This is a genomic window from Holzapfeliella sp. JNUCC 80, from assembly GCF_053667655.1.
This window is the reverse complement of record NZ_CM132205.1, coordinates 1,069,923-1,083,124: the sequence shown is the minus strand read 5'-3', so window position 1 is coordinate 1,083,124 and position 13,202 is coordinate 1,069,923. Positions and strand designations below refer to the sequence as shown.

Sequence of the window (13,202 nt, the reverse complement as noted above, 5' to 3'; positions counted from 1 at the left end):
GTTGAAAAATCTGGATAATTATTGAGTAATAATTTTAATTAGGAGATAAACTATGCATAAAAAACAGCGTCGTGTGTCGATTTTATTCTCACTAGCAATAGCTGTGTTAGGAATGAACTTGTACTCAAAAAACATAGTTAATGCTGAGCTAGGCCAGTCTGATATGACGGATACAAAAGTGGAACCACAATTACAATCATCTGTTGTAAATTATTTCAAAGGTTATGGAGCTCGTATTTGGGAATTAACAGCAGCAGGTATGATGCCGTCCGATAAGGTACAGTTAAATAATTACTATATTCCTTACTATGGTGATTACCAAATGATTGATGGGATTAAATATTTACATTTAGCAAACCCTTACCAAAATTACTGGGTTCAAGCACAATATCTGCAAAATCCTGCTGATATTGCTGAAACACCGGCACATGGAAAAGTACTAGCTGGTAATGTGCCTTATGGTATCTTTTTGAGAGATAGCTTAGGTAACATGACAGAGCAAATTATTGAGCCAGGGACGACTTGGCGAGTATTTGCTACTAAAACTTTCTTTGGTCATACTTACTATAAACTAGGTACAGATCAACAATGGGTTGAAGATACTTATGTAACCTCGATCGAAAAATAATAAATTTTTCCAAAATAAAAAACGTCTAACAAATTGTTAGACGTTTTTTTGTGTGCGTTGATTGAATCGATCAATAATCTTTTCAACAAAAAATTCTGTAATATTTAAGTTTTTAAGGATAGGACCATGTGCATAAGTTCCCATAGTGTTCTTATATAAAAGACCCTCGTTGCCATCTTCAGGATTATTACCGTAGCCTTCAATCATTTTGCCTAGTGGTTTTAACTCAGCACTATCAAAGTAAGTACAACCTGAGTGATTCTCAAAAGCAATTGCTTCACCAAATGGCGTTTCAAATTTAGTGTCACCAATCATACGTGCTTCTGGACGGAAAACTGTATGGAAGGGCAAAACACTTAAACAGTTGATGGTTTCGCCACTCACCATTTGGTAATGTGTACCTAAGAATTGATAACCGCCACAAACGCCAAGCATAGGGTTGCCTTGTTCAACCCAATCTTTGATGGGTTCGTAAAAACGATGAATATCTTTAGCTACAACGGTTTGTTCAAAGTCTTGCCCACCACCAAAGAATAGGAAATCATATTGAGATGTATCAAGTTCTTTAGTATCTAATGAAACATTATCGACAACGACGTCATAACCTTTTTGATTCAAATAGTAACGTAAAATCTTAACGTCACCACTGTCACCATAAGTATTCATCAAGTCTTCATACAAGTACGCGATTTTGATAGTTGGGGTCAAAGTTAATCCTCTCCTAATGGGTATTAGTTTAAACGATCCATTGCTGCCCAATGGTTAATAGGACCGTATTGATGACCAACCTGAATTTCATGAGCAATTGCATCATGTGTAAAGTTAACAGATTTTGTGATAGCTTCTTTGACTGACTGGTTTAAGGCTAAATGACTAGTGATTGCTGCAGCAAGTGTATCACCTGTTCCGTTAATACGGTTAGTATCAACATAATCATGTTCAAGCCAAAAAATTTCGCCATTCTCAAGTGAAACCAAATCTCTTACTTTTTCAGGGCCATCTTCTTTGTGATGTTTACCCTTAATAATAACATTTTTAGCGCCTAACTCGTGTAAGTATTTTGCTGCTTGGTGGATTTCTTTATCATTTTTTAATTCTAAATTAGTTAAAGTACGTGCTTCAAAGTAATTAGGTGTAATCACTTCAGCAAGTGGAATTAAGTTTTCTTTGAAGAAGTCAATCGCATCATCATCAATTAGCTTGTTACCATGTTTTGTCACAATAACGGGATCAACTACTAATGGACCAAAGTTAACTTCTTGATATTTTTCAACAACCACTTTAATCATTTCCTTACTTGAAAGCATACCCGTTTTACTTGCACGGATATCAAAGTCCTTAGCTAGTGTATCGAATTGTTGTGAAATAAAAGATAGTGGCATCATTGTAGCATCTTCGATTTGGTAAGAGTTACCTGCAACGGCTGCAGTCAAAATCCCCATTCCATAAACCTGATGTGCAAAAAATGTGTGGAGGTCAGCAGGCATACCGGCACTACCATCACTATCAAACCCTGCAATACTTAAAACCTGTGGATAGTCGTTAATCATGTTAAAAAGCTCCTTTTTTAATGTTATCTTAATCTTATACTTGCTATTCTATCAGTTAAAGTCAAATAACAAAACAAAAATGTTAATACAAAATGAAAAGAAAACAACTTCACATATGATTTGTGAAGTTGTTATTTAAATAATTTGAATTGTGTAAAGACTTCGTTGAAAAACTGTTGTGTGAAAACAGGCGTTTGATGCAAGATAAAATCAATCAGGGGTGTTTGACTTGATTGTGTCATAAACCAATCGACCTTTAAAATGTTAAGCATCGAAACAATAACAAAGACCAAAACGTAACCAATAATAAAGTTAAAGGCCATTCCAACTAGACTGTCAATTAATTTGATAGGTTTGAAATGTGTAATAGGTGATGTAATAGCTTTTAGTGAGATAATAATTAAGTAGCCAATAATCAAAATCGCAAAGAAAGCAATAAAACGTGCGATTAGTATTTTTGAAATGTCGGCACTAGTTTGGATATCTTGATGGTAAATTAATTGAAAAACGATTTGTCCAACAGGTGCTTGCAAGAAAAGCGCCAAAACAAAAGTAATAATCTTCCCAATATAGGATAGCAAACGGTTGGTGAATCCTTTTTTGTAACCACTGTAAATTTTAGAAATCAAATAGATTAAAATGATAGCACTTAAAATCATTAGAAAACTCCTTAATTCTGTTAGCTAAATTGCCAACAAAGTCTAATTTTTGAGCGAAAAACTGCTGTATTAATGTTATGATTAAAGATATAGCTTTACACAATTTTACCACAAAACACAAATTAAATAATTTATGGAGGAACTATGAATCCAGAACAATTTGTCATTGAATTACAACAAAATGGGTTTGACTTAACTCAAACGCAAATCAATCAGTTTCACCACTATTTCAAAAAATTAGTTGAAGTGAATGAATCTGTTAATTTAACTGCCATAACAGACGAAGAAGATGTTTATCTTAAACACTTTTTTGATTCAATAACACCTCTTATTCATTTTAAAGATTATTTTCAAGGGCCCAAAAAATTAGCTGATATTGGGGCTGGGGCAGGATTTCCTTCTATCCCAATGAAAATTTTGCAACCAGATTTGCAAGTGACAATCGTTGATTCTTTAAATAAGCGATTGAAATTTTTGAGCGATTTGGTAGATGAATTAGGGCTTGATAATGTCTCGCTAGTTCATGGACGGGCTGAAGATATTGGTCGCGACAAAAACCATCGTGAAAAGTATGACCTAGCAACAGCTCGCGCGGTAGCAAGACTAAATATTCTGAGTGAATATTGTCTGCCATTTGTGAAACCAAATGGTTACATGGTAGCATTAAAAGGCTCAAGTAGCTTAGATGAAATTTCAGAATCAAAAAGAGCTTTAGATTTGTTAAAGGGTAAGCTAATTGACAATTTAGAAATTAATTTACCAACAAGTAACGAACCAAGAGCGCTTACTTTAATTGAAAAAGTTGGCCAAACACCTAAAGCTTACCCAAGAAAAGCAGGGACACCAACTAGAAAACCTTTATAGGAGCATGATCATGGGTATTTCTTTTTTTAGGAGAAAAAAACAACAACCAGAAGAACCAGAAAATAAAAATAAAAAGTATATAGACTATTTACCAGTTAACGAAATTAACTCAAATCCTTTTCAACCTTATGAAGAATTTGATCAAGTCATGCTTGAGGAATTGGCTAATACCATGCAAAGTTATGGGTTACTTCAGCCAATCGTAGTTAGAAATTTATCTAAAAATAACTATGAAGTTATTGCAGGAGAGCACCGCATTCGAGCTGCCAAATTACTTGAATGGGAAAAAATCCCCGCTATAGTTGATGATTTTGATGACTTTCAAGCAGCAACGTTATCCATTATTGGTAATTTTCAAACAGAACCATTAAATCCAATTGAAGAAGCAAAATCTTATCAACGCTTGTTAGATAAGTATGATTTAACGCAAATTAAGTTGGCGAATTATCTCGGTAAAACGCAATCTTATATTTCTGCAAAATTATCGTTATTAAGAGTTTCCCCAGCTATCCAAGAGTATGTGGTGAACCAAAAATTAACACAAAATCATGCTAGAGCTTTGCTTAGTTTGGATGAAAACCAGCAAACGCAATTAGCACAAACGATTATGGAAGATAATTTGACTGTTGAACAATCAAGACAATTAGTGAAAGACTTTTTGGATCACCCACAACAAGCAACTAACTTGTATAGTAAGGCCAAAAAGAACGTTCAACTCAAGACGGCTAGAAATCTAAAAGTACCGATTAATACAATCAAGAAGACAATTAATTTGGTGGAACAAACTGGGACAAAAGTTCGATATGAAGAATTTGAAGATTCTGGTAATTACAAAATTGTCATTGAATTAGATAAGGGGTAAGGTGATTATTTTTTATGGCGCATATTATATCAGTTGCTAATCAGAAGGGTGGTGTCGGGAAAACGACGACCACAATCAATTTAGGGGCAAGTTTAGCAGATGAAAACCAGCGAGTTTTGATTGTTGATACTGACCCACAAGGCAATGCGACCAGTGGATTAGGTGTTTCACCGGCAGATGTTGAACAAGACGTATACGATGTCTTAATTAATGAAATTTCGCTATCGGATACAATTCATCAAACTTCGCATAAGAATCTTGACTTAGTACCCGCTACTATTCAATTAGCAGGTGCAGAAACAGAATTAATTTCATTAATGGCACGTGAAACACGTCTGAAAAATGGGATAGATGAAGTTGTCGATAAATATGATTATATTTTGATTGATTGTCCACCTTCTCTAGGACAGTTATCAATTAATGCCTTTACAGCTAGCCACACTATTTTGATACCTGTTCAAAGTGAGTATTATGCTTTAGAGGGATTGAGTCAGCTACTCAATACTATTCGTTTAGTTCAAAAACACTTCAACAAAGAATTGGGCGTTGAAGGGGTATTGATGACAATGTATGACGCGCGTACTAATTTAGGTGCTGAAGTTATTCAAGAAGTGAAAACATACTTTGGTGATAAAGTTTATAATACCATTATCCCAAGAATTGCACGACTGGCTGAAGCACCTAGTTATGGTAAAGCCATTATTGATTATGATAAACGTTCACGAGGAACTCTTGTTTATCAAGAACTAGCAAAGGAAGTGCTTTCGGCCAATGAAGGATAAAAGACAATCTGGATTAGGACGCGGAATCGATGCTATTTTTTCTGATTTCGATAATGCGGATTCAAACGAAAACGTAGAAGAAATCAAAGTCGATAATATTCGACCTAATCCTTATCAACCCAGAAAAACTTTTGATCAAGTTGCTTTAAAAGAATTAGCAGAGTCAATTGCCTTAAATGGTGTGTTTCAACCCGTTATCGTTAGAAAAAGCGTTAGTGGTTATGATCTAGTTGCAGGTGAAAGACGTTTACGTGCTAGTAAATTAGCCAAAAAAGAAACGATACCAGCTATCGTTCGTCAACTTGACGAAAGTCAAATGATGGAAATTGCGGTACTTGAAAATTTACAACGTGAAAATTTGACGCCACTTGAAGAAGCACAAGCTTACCAAACTCTGCAAAATGATTTGAACTTAACACAAGGTGAAATGTCCAAACGATTAGGTAAAAGTCGTCCTTACATCGCAAACTATTTGAGATTGCTAGCCTTACCTGTTGCAACTAAACAGCTTTTACAATCTGAAAAGATTTCAATGGGGCAAGCTAGAACTTTACTTGGTTTAAAAGACAAAAAGAAAATTGATTTATTGGCTAAAAAAGCAGCATCTGAAGGCATGACAGTTCGTCGTTTAGAGGCATTAGTTCAACAACTTAATGAACAAAGTCAAAAAACAAAAAAAGCAGCAATTGCTAAAAAATCACTATTTGTGATTTCAAGCGAAAAGAAACTTGAAGACAAATTTGGGTCACAAGTTGTGATTAAATCAGATAAAAGTGGTCGAGGTAAAATCCAAATCGACTACTTATCAACAGAAGATTTAAATCGAATTTTAGACATTTTAGATATTTCAATTGATTAAATATAGGTGGTATATATGTTTGAATTAGGCGATTTAGTGACAATGAAAAAGTCACATGCATGTGGTCAAAATCGATTTGAAGTGATTCGACTAGGTGCAGATATCAAAATTTGTTGTATGGGGTGTGGGCATATTATTATGATGCCTCGCCGAGATTTTTCAAAACGCTTGAAAAAAATCGCAACCAAACAACCCGATGTTAAAATTGAACAGGAATCACATTACGTGACACTTGATCAATTACAACAACCAAAAATATAGAAGGAGAATTTTTATTCATGGCATTAACAGCAGGAATCGTAGGTTTACCTAACGTTGGTAAATCAACACTTTTTAACGCAATTACAAAAGCAGGAGCGGAAATGGCAAACTACCCATTTGCGACAATTGATCCAAACGTTGGGATGGTTGAAGTTCCCGATGATCGTTTAAACCGTATTACTGATTTAATCCCCGCTAAAAAAATTATCAAGACAACTTTTGAATTTACAGATATTGCAGGTCTTGTAAAGGGTGCAAGTAAGGGTGAAGGACTAGGAAACAAATTCTTAGAAAACATTCGCCAAGTGGATGCGATTGTGCATGTTGTCCGTGCATTTGATGATGACAATATTACAAGTGTTACTGGTAAAGTTGACCCAATTGAAGACATCGAAACAATCAACTTAGAGTTAAGCTTGTCTGATTTAGACAGCGTTACAAAACGTTTAGGTAAAGTTGAAAAAGTTGCTCGTACAAAAGATAAAGATGCTTTAGCTGAACTTGAAGTTCTAAACAAAATCAAACCAGTTCTTGAAGAAGGTGGATCTGTTCGTTCAATCGAATTCACTGAAGAAGAACAAAAAATTGTTAAAGGTCTTTTCCTATTAACTTCAAAACCAATTATTTACGTAGGTAATATTGCTGAAGAAAACATGGCTAACCCTGAAGACGTTGAATACTTCAAGTTAATTAAAGAATATGCAAATAATGAAGGTGCTGATGCTTTAGCAATTTCTGCTAAAACTGAAGAAGAAATTGCAACGCTAGATGAAGATGAACGTCAAGAATTCTTAGAAGCTGAAGGTGTGACTGAATCAGGTCTAGATCGCTTAATTAAAGCTGCTTACTACTTGCTAGGACTACAAACATTCTTTACAGCTGGTGAAAAAGAAACACGTGCTTGGACATTCAAGAAAGGTATGAAAGCCCCACAAGTTGCTGGAGTTATTCACTCAGACTTTGAACGTGGATTCATTCGTGCTGAAGTTGTCGCTTTTGATGACTTAGACAAATACGAATCCATGCAAAAAGTTAAAGAAGCTGGACGTATGCGTCTAGAAGGTAAAGAATATGTTGTTGAAGATGGCGATATTATCGAATTTAGATTTAACGTCTAATCAAATATAAGGAGCGATTTCTGTTGGCACAATCTCAAAAAGAAGAACCCAAAACAGTTGATTTTAAAGCGCTAAGAGCTGAACTAACAAAACGTAATGAAGAATATATCTATCGCGTAGAAAAGTTTTTGCAAGCGCAAAAATTAACTGCTGATCAAGCACAAGAAAAAGTGAACGAACATTTAGAAGAAATTGTTCAAGAACAACGAAAAGGTAGACCGGCTAATAAATTATACGGTCCAGCTAGTCAATTTGCTAATCAATTGCTCAACAAAAAAGCAAGACCAGAAGGCGCAAGTTATGCAGATTATCCTTACTGGCAACTAGCAGTTGATTCAGGATTATTCTATGGTGTGATGTTTGCGGCATTACTTGGAATTATGTCGTTATTTACGTCAAGTCGCCCAGAATCCAATCAATTTGGCGTTTTGAGTATCTTGATGATTGCAATCTTGTTTGGGGTTATGATGCCTTACTACAATATTGTGATGCAAAAGCCAAAATCAGAACGACCTAAATTATGGAAATTATTATTGTATTTCCTACTTTGCATTTTGATTTATATGGGACTAACAACGTTAACCGTTTACTTGCCAGCCGTTATTAATCCAAGACCATCTGCGGTCGGATTTATTATCTTAGCTGTTATCTTGTTTGCAGTACGTTACGGGTTCAGAAAATACTACGATATTAAATATAGTCCGCTTAATCCAACTAATGCGGGTAGAAGATAACATGCCTTGTGCATGTTATTTTTTTGCCTATTAAATAAAAAAATTAAGTAAGCCTAATTTTTTATGTACAAACACCTAACAAAAGAGTATTATGAATCACAGATGAGATTTAACTTTTTAAGGAGGAGCTTCAATGAGTAAAGAAGAAAGTGAACGGGATAAGATGACTAATGAAGAGACCAAAATGTTTCATTACGCAGATGGTCCTTCGCTTGAAGAAATTAATGGAACAGTAGCAGTTCCTAAAAAAGGTGGATTTTGGAGAACGCTATTTGCTTTTAGTGGACCAGGAGCTTTAGTTGCTGTTGGCTATATGGATCCAGGTAACTGGGTAACATCTATTGCTGGGGGAGCTCAATATCAATACACACTATTAAGTGTTATTTTGATTTCGAGCTTAATTGCGATGTTATTACAAGCTATGTCTGCAAGACTTGGAATTGCTAGTGGTCTTGATTTAGCGCAAGCAACCGCTAAACACTCACCAACATGGCTACGTTATACACTTTGGATTATTACAGAACTTGCCATTATGGCGACTGATATTGCCGAAATTGTGGGTGCAGCGATTGCGCTAAAATTGTTGTTCAATTTACCTTTAATTGTAGGTATATTTTTAACGACATTAGATGTGATGTTGCTATTGCTATTAATGAAACTTGGTTTTCGAAAAATCGAAGCAATTGTTGGCGCTTTGATTGTGTCTATTTTGGTTATTTTCCTCTATGAAGTTATTTTAGCTAGACCTGATGTTGGTGCAATGTTTGCAGGATACATTCCTCAACCAGAAGTTGTGACAAACAAGGGTGCTTTCTATATCGCTTTAGGTATTGTTGGGGCAACAGTTATGCCACATAACTTATACTTACACTCTTCCATTGCACAAGCTAGACAATATGATCGTAATAATATTGAAGAAAAAAGACGTGCAATTAAATTTACAGTACTAGATTCAAATATTCAATTATCAGTAGCTTTTGTAGTTAATACATTACTATTACTACTAGGTGCAGCTCTTTTCTATGGTGCACAAACAGATTTAGGGACATTCTCTGAACTATACAATGCACTTCAAAATCCTCAAGTTGCAGGTGTTATTGCCAGCCCTATCTTGAGTGTGTTGTTTGCGGTAGCCTTATTAGCCTCAGGACAAAACTCAACGATTACCGGAACATTATCTGGTCAAATCGTAATGGAAGGTTTCATTCACTTAAAAATGCCAATGTGGGCTAGACGTGTGATCACACGATTAATTTCAGTTATTCCTGTTTTGATTTTTGCGATTATTTATCACAGTAACGAAGCAAAAATCGAGGACTTGTTGGTCTTTTCACAAGTATTTTTAAGTATTGCATTACCTGTTTCAATTATTCCATTAGTGATGTTTACAGCTAATAAGAAAATTATGGGACCTTTTGTGAATAAAAAATGGGTTACTATTACTTCTAGTCTAGTTGCAATTATTCTAACTGGATTAAACATATTCTTGATTTTACAAACATTAGGTTGGGTACAATAATACCAACAAAAAGCGGACAATATAGGCTGTTGTCCGCTTTTTTATTTTAGTTTTTCTTTTGTTTTAGGGCGATTGATTGATAGGTCAAACCAAACTAGTATATAATGAACTAATAATGAGTGATTAAGTAATAATAGTGAGGTATACATATGAAGAAAGCAAATAAGTTAAAAATCGGGGTTTTTGTTTTTTTACTTAGTCTATTAGTTGTTTATATAGGATTTGGTTCATATTATAGTAGTCGATTCTTACCAGGAACAACAGTTTATGGCCAATCAATTGGTCAATTAACAAAAGATCAAGCTGAGGCTAAGTTGACAAACAAACTAAATGAAACCACTTACACATTACGTGATGGGGATAAAGTGGTTGGCCAGTTTACTGGAAAAGACATTGGATTGAAAGTTGATTACAATAGTGATTTAACAGCACGTATGACACAGCAAAATCCGTGGTTATTTAAAACTAGCCAGACAGTAAATGCAACACAGAATCAAGGATTCGATGAAGCATCAGCTAAAAGCTACTTATCAAATCTTTTGAACAAAGAAAATCAAAGCCGTACTGAATCCAAAAATGCAAGCATCCAAAGAACTGGTAACCAAGGTTTTCAGCTTGTATCTGAAACACAAGGGAATCAATTCAACGTTGATAATGTTATGACTTATATTATTGAAAATATCCAATCTGGTAATCAAAATATCCAGCTGAATGATCAATACATTAAGCCTACTGTAACTTCTGATAATACAGATTTACAAAATAATCTAAAAAAATTAAACAATGTTGCTAATGTTTCAGGTGCTTACACAATTGGTAATAACACAGAAGTTGTGTCAAATAGTCTTGTGCTATCATGGGTTGATTTCAAAGATAACAAAATCAATTTTGATGAAACAGCGATGAGAACCTACTTGAGAAGTTTAAATCAAAAATATGGCACAGTGAATAAATCAAGAATCTTTAAGACAACATCAGGTGCAGTCGTAACTGTTCCTGCAGGAACATACGGGTGGAGTATTAACGTTGAATCAGAGTTGAGCCAATTAAAACAAGATATTTTTAATGGTAATAAATTCTCAAGACAGCCTAAGATTTCGGGTTCTGGGTACAACACTAGTGGAACTGACATTGGTGACACTTATGTTGAAGTAAATATTGCATCACAAAAGCTTTGGATTTATAAACAAGGTCAACTTGTTTTAACAACAGATGTTGTGACAGGACTTCCAGGTCAAGACACACCAAAAGGTGTTTGGGCTGTTTGGTCAAAACAACAAAATGCAGTACTTAGAGGTCTTAATAATGACGGTAGTCCATATGCTTCACCAGTTAACTACTGGATGCCTATTGATAACACCGGTGTTGGTTTGCATGATGCTAATTGGCAGCCTAAATTTGGTGGCACTTGGTATCAAACACATGGGTCTCACGGCTGTATCAATATTTCACCAAGTGTGATGCCGAAAGTTTATGAAGCCGTTGCGATGGGAACACCCGTTGTAATTTACTAAAAATGAAAAGAGGTCTAAAAATTGAAAATTTTAGTCGTTGATGATGATAAAGAAATTGTAGAACTACTTAGTATCTACTTAAAGAACGAAGGTTATGAGCCTGTTGCAGCACATAGCGGTCAAGAAGCTGTATCAAAATTAAGTACCTTATCGTCTGAAATTGGATTGATGATTTTAGATATTATGATGCCTAACATGAGTGGAATTGACGTGATTAAACAAGTTAGACGTGATTCAGATATTCCAATTATTGTCGTTTCAGCTAAAACAGCGGATATGGATAAAATCAAAGGTTTGATTACTGGTGCAGATGACTATGTTTCAAAACCTTTTAATCCACTTGAAGTTATGGCACGTGTAAGATCATTACTACGCCGTAGTGAAAAGAAAGTGACTGCATCAGAACCTGCTATCTTAAAAGTAGGACCACTTGAAATTAATAAAGATTCACACGAAGTTAAAACACAAGCTGGCAAAAAAATTCAATTAACAGCTCTAGAATTTGGTATTTTACATTTATTAGCTACTCATCCAAATCGTGTTTTTTCAGCTAATGAAATTTTTGAAAAAGTATGGCGTCAAGAAAGTGTCGTTTCAGCCAAAACAGTAATGGTTCATGTGAGTCACTTGCGAGACAAAATCGAAGAAGCAACAGATGGTGAAAAGGTAATTGAAACCGTTTGGGGAGTCGGTTACAAAGTGGAGGTCTAATATGACTAAGCCAAAAGTTCAGTTAACGCCAAAAGAAAAGAGTGAACTTTTCATTGAAGGTGTTATCACAGTTATTTTACTGTTGTTACTGAATTTATCGATTACAATTTTAATTAATTCAGCAATTATTAATCACACTAATTTGGGTGAGCTTTTAAAAAACGCTATTTTGTTTCGTTATAATTTTGACAGTTGGCCAGTTCAAATCTTTTTGATTAGCTTTATGGTTATCTTAGACATCATCGTACTTTATTGGCGATTATTAAGACGTTATCGTCAAATGCAAATGCGCCATGTGATTTCAGAATTACATTATATTGCACAAGGTCATTTCGATCATCGAATTAATTTTGTGGTTGAAAATGATCTTCAGCGAATGGTCGATAGTATTAATTCACTGGTGGATAGTACAGTGACCGCGATGAATGAAGAACGAGCTATCAAAAAAAGAAATGAAGAGTTAATTACAAACGTTAGTCATGATATCAGAACACCGCTAACGTCAATCATTGGTTACCTTGGCTTGTTGCAAACGATGGATTTTGGAGACGATAACATTAAGCATTATGTTGATATTGCGTACATCAAATCACAGCAAATGAAAGTACTAGCTGATGATCTATTTGACTATACAACAGTTCATGAGCGTCAAGTTAATATCACGCCTAATAACTTCATTGTAGATGATATGCTGAATCAATTAGCAGCAAGTTTTGAACTTGAAGCAAAGGAAAAAGGTATCAAAATTGAAGTTTCGGTTTCACCTAGTCACCTTGAGATGAATGCCGATAATGAAAAATTAGGTCGTGTATTTAATAACTTAATTAGTAATGCATTGAAGTATGGGAAAAAAGCGACATTCATTAAGCTAACTGCTAAAGAACAAAATGGGCAGGTAGAATTAACTGTTCAAAATGATGGTCAAAAAATCCCTAAAGCTTCTTTAAACCGCTTGTTTGAGCGATTTTATCGTGTTGAAAGTTCACGTTCGACGCAAACAGGGGGAACAGGACTGGGACTTGCTATTTCACAAGAAATTATTACATTGCATCATGGTCAAATATTTGCTAAATCGAGCTCTAAGCTCACAGAATTTATAATTGAAATGCCCCAGTATTTTATGGAAAAAAATTGAAGGTAG

At 34.9% G+C, this 13,202-nt stretch carries 15 protein-coding genes; 12 read left to right on the top strand and 3 right to left on the bottom strand.

The genetic code is table 11. The annotated features are described in order from the left end of the window. Nucleotides 1-52: 52 nt before the first annotated feature. Nucleotides 53-628 carry a hypothetical protein gene (locus JNUCC80_RS05395; RefSeq protein WP_454152848.1) on the top strand — a complete coding sequence of 192 codons (576 nt, stop codon included), beginning with the start codon at nt 53-55 and terminating at the stop codon, nt 626-628. Nucleotides 629-664: 36 nt separating this feature from the next. Here JNUCC80_RS05395 and JNUCC80_RS05390 read toward each other — a convergent pair whose 3' ends face one another. The 3 genes from JNUCC80_RS05390 to JNUCC80_RS05380 form a co-directional block, all read right to left on the bottom strand. Beyond that, nucleotides 665-1,294, bottom strand: coding sequence for a type 1 glutamine amidotransferase (locus JNUCC80_RS05390; protein WP_454153364.1), 630 nt, complete (start codon nt 1,292-1,294; stop codon nt 665-667). Nucleotides 1,295-1,359: 65 nt separating this feature from the next. Beyond that, complete coding sequence (thiD, locus tag JNUCC80_RS05385; RefSeq protein WP_454152847.1) at nt 1,360-2,178, bottom strand: bifunctional hydroxymethylpyrimidine kinase/phosphomethylpyrimidine kinase; 819 nt, start codon at nt 2,176-2,178, stop codon at nt 1,360-1,362. Nucleotides 2,179-2,309: 131 nt separating this feature from the next. Continuing rightward, nucleotides 2,310-2,837, bottom strand: a complete 528-nt coding sequence (locus tag JNUCC80_RS05380) for a CvpA family protein (RefSeq protein ID WP_454152846.1) — start codon at nt 2,835-2,837, stop codon at nt 2,310-2,312. 144 nt (nt 2,838-2,981) lie between these two features. Here JNUCC80_RS05380 and rsmG point away from each other — a divergent pair, with 144 nt between their 5' ends. From rsmG to JNUCC80_RS05325, 11 genes are all read left to right on the top strand, one after another. Next, complete coding sequence (rsmG, locus tag JNUCC80_RS05375; RefSeq protein ID WP_454152845.1) at nt 2,982-3,701, top strand: 16S rRNA (guanine(527)-N(7))-methyltransferase RsmG; 720 nt, start codon at nt 2,982-2,984, stop codon at nt 3,699-3,701. 10 nt (nt 3,702-3,711) lie between these two features. After that, complete coding sequence (locus JNUCC80_RS05370; protein ID WP_454152844.1) at nt 3,712-4,563, top strand: ParB/RepB/Spo0J family partition protein; 852 nt, start codon at nt 3,712-3,714, stop codon at nt 4,561-4,563. 14 nt (nt 4,564-4,577) lie between these two features. Continuing rightward, nucleotides 4,578-5,345, top strand: coding sequence for a ParA family protein (locus tag JNUCC80_RS05365; protein WP_454152842.1), 768 nt, complete (start codon nt 4,578-4,580; stop codon nt 5,343-5,345). Next, nucleotides 5,335-6,204 carry a ParB/RepB/Spo0J family partition protein gene (locus JNUCC80_RS05360; protein WP_454152841.1) on the top strand — a complete coding sequence of 290 codons (870 nt, stop codon included), beginning with the start codon at nt 5,335-5,337 and terminating at the stop codon, nt 6,202-6,204. The genes JNUCC80_RS05365 and JNUCC80_RS05360 overlap by 11 nt, the downstream gene beginning before the upstream one ends. Before the next feature lie 15 nt (nt 6,205-6,219). Next, nucleotides 6,220-6,465, top strand: coding sequence for a DUF951 domain-containing protein (locus JNUCC80_RS05355; RefSeq protein ID WP_454143856.1), 246 nt, complete (start codon nt 6,220-6,222; stop codon nt 6,463-6,465). Between the two features lie 17 nt (nt 6,466-6,482). Beyond that, entirely contained in the window at nt 6,483-7,583 is a 1,101-nt protein-coding gene (gene ychF / locus JNUCC80_RS05350) for a redox-regulated ATPase YchF (RefSeq protein WP_454143858.1), read from the top strand. Between the two features lie 23 nt (nt 7,584-7,606). Continuing rightward, nucleotides 7,607-8,317, top strand: a complete 711-nt coding sequence (locus tag JNUCC80_RS05345) for a DUF1129 family protein (RefSeq protein ID WP_454143860.1) — start codon at nt 7,607-7,609, stop codon at nt 8,315-8,317. A 133-nt stretch (nt 8,318-8,450) separates the two neighbouring features. Then, nucleotides 8,451-9,836 (top strand): Nramp family divalent metal transporter, encoded by a 1,386-nt coding sequence (locus JNUCC80_RS05340; RefSeq protein WP_454143862.1) that lies wholly within the window; start codon nt 8,451-8,453, stop codon nt 9,834-9,836. 149 nt (nt 9,837-9,985) lie between these two features. Then, nucleotides 9,986-11,350, top strand: a complete 1,365-nt coding sequence (locus JNUCC80_RS05335) for a L,D-transpeptidase family protein (RefSeq protein WP_454152840.1) — start codon at nt 9,986-9,988, stop codon at nt 11,348-11,350. A 21-nt stretch (nt 11,351-11,371) separates the two neighbouring features. Next, a complete protein-coding gene (locus JNUCC80_RS05330) occupies nt 11,372-12,061 on the top strand; it encodes a response regulator transcription factor (protein ID WP_339968244.1) in 690 nt (229 codons plus the stop codon). A gap of 1 nt (nt 12,062) precedes the next feature. Further along, nucleotides 12,063-13,196 (top strand): sensor histidine kinase, encoded by a 1,134-nt coding sequence (locus JNUCC80_RS05325; RefSeq protein WP_454143868.1) that lies wholly within the window; start codon nt 12,063-12,065, stop codon nt 13,194-13,196. Nucleotides 13,197-13,202 lie beyond the last annotated feature (6 nt).

Excerpts from the sequence above, each read along its gene's own strand:
- JNUCC80_RS05355 (WP_454143856.1), top strand. The coding sequence starts at position 6,220 with ATGTTTGAATTAGGCGATTTAGTGACAATGAAAAAGTCACATGCATGT.
- JNUCC80_RS05390 (WP_454153364.1), bottom strand. The coding sequence starts at position 1,294 with ATGAATACTTATGGTGACAGTGGTGACGTTAAGATTTTACGTTACTAT.
- JNUCC80_RS05395 (WP_454152848.1), top strand. The coding sequence starts at position 53 with ATGCATAAAAAACAGCGTCGTGTGTCGATTTTATTCTCACTAGCAATA.
- thiD (WP_454152847.1), bottom strand. The coding sequence starts at position 2,178 with ATGATTAACGACTATCCACAGGTTTTAAGTATTGCAGGGTTTGATAGT.
- JNUCC80_RS05335 (WP_454152840.1), top strand. The coding sequence starts at position 9,986 with ATGAAGAAAGCAAATAAGTTAAAAATCGGGGTTTTTGTTTTTTTACTT.
- JNUCC80_RS05370 (WP_454152844.1), top strand. The coding sequence starts at position 3,712 with ATGGGTATTTCTTTTTTTAGGAGAAAAAAACAACAACCAGAAGAACCA.
- JNUCC80_RS05365 (WP_454152842.1), top strand. The coding sequence starts at position 4,578 with ATGGCGCATATTATATCAGTTGCTAATCAGAAGGGTGGTGTCGGGAAA.
- ychF (WP_454143858.1), top strand. The coding sequence starts at position 6,483 with ATGGCATTAACAGCAGGAATCGTAGGTTTACCTAACGTTGGTAAATCA.
- JNUCC80_RS05360 (WP_454152841.1), top strand. The coding sequence starts at position 5,335 with ATGAAGGATAAAAGACAATCTGGATTAGGACGCGGAATCGATGCTATT.
- JNUCC80_RS05380 (WP_454152846.1), bottom strand. The coding sequence starts at position 2,837 with ATGATTTTAAGTGCTATCATTTTAATCTATTTGATTTCTAAAATTTAC.
- rsmG (WP_454152845.1), top strand. The coding sequence starts at position 2,982 with ATGAATCCAGAACAATTTGTCATTGAATTACAACAAAATGGGTTTGAC.
- JNUCC80_RS05340 (WP_454143862.1), top strand. The coding sequence starts at position 8,451 with ATGAGTAAAGAAGAAAGTGAACGGGATAAGATGACTAATGAAGAGACC.
- JNUCC80_RS05325 (WP_454143868.1), top strand. The coding sequence starts at position 12,063 with ATGACTAAGCCAAAAGTTCAGTTAACGCCAAAAGAAAAGAGTGAACTT.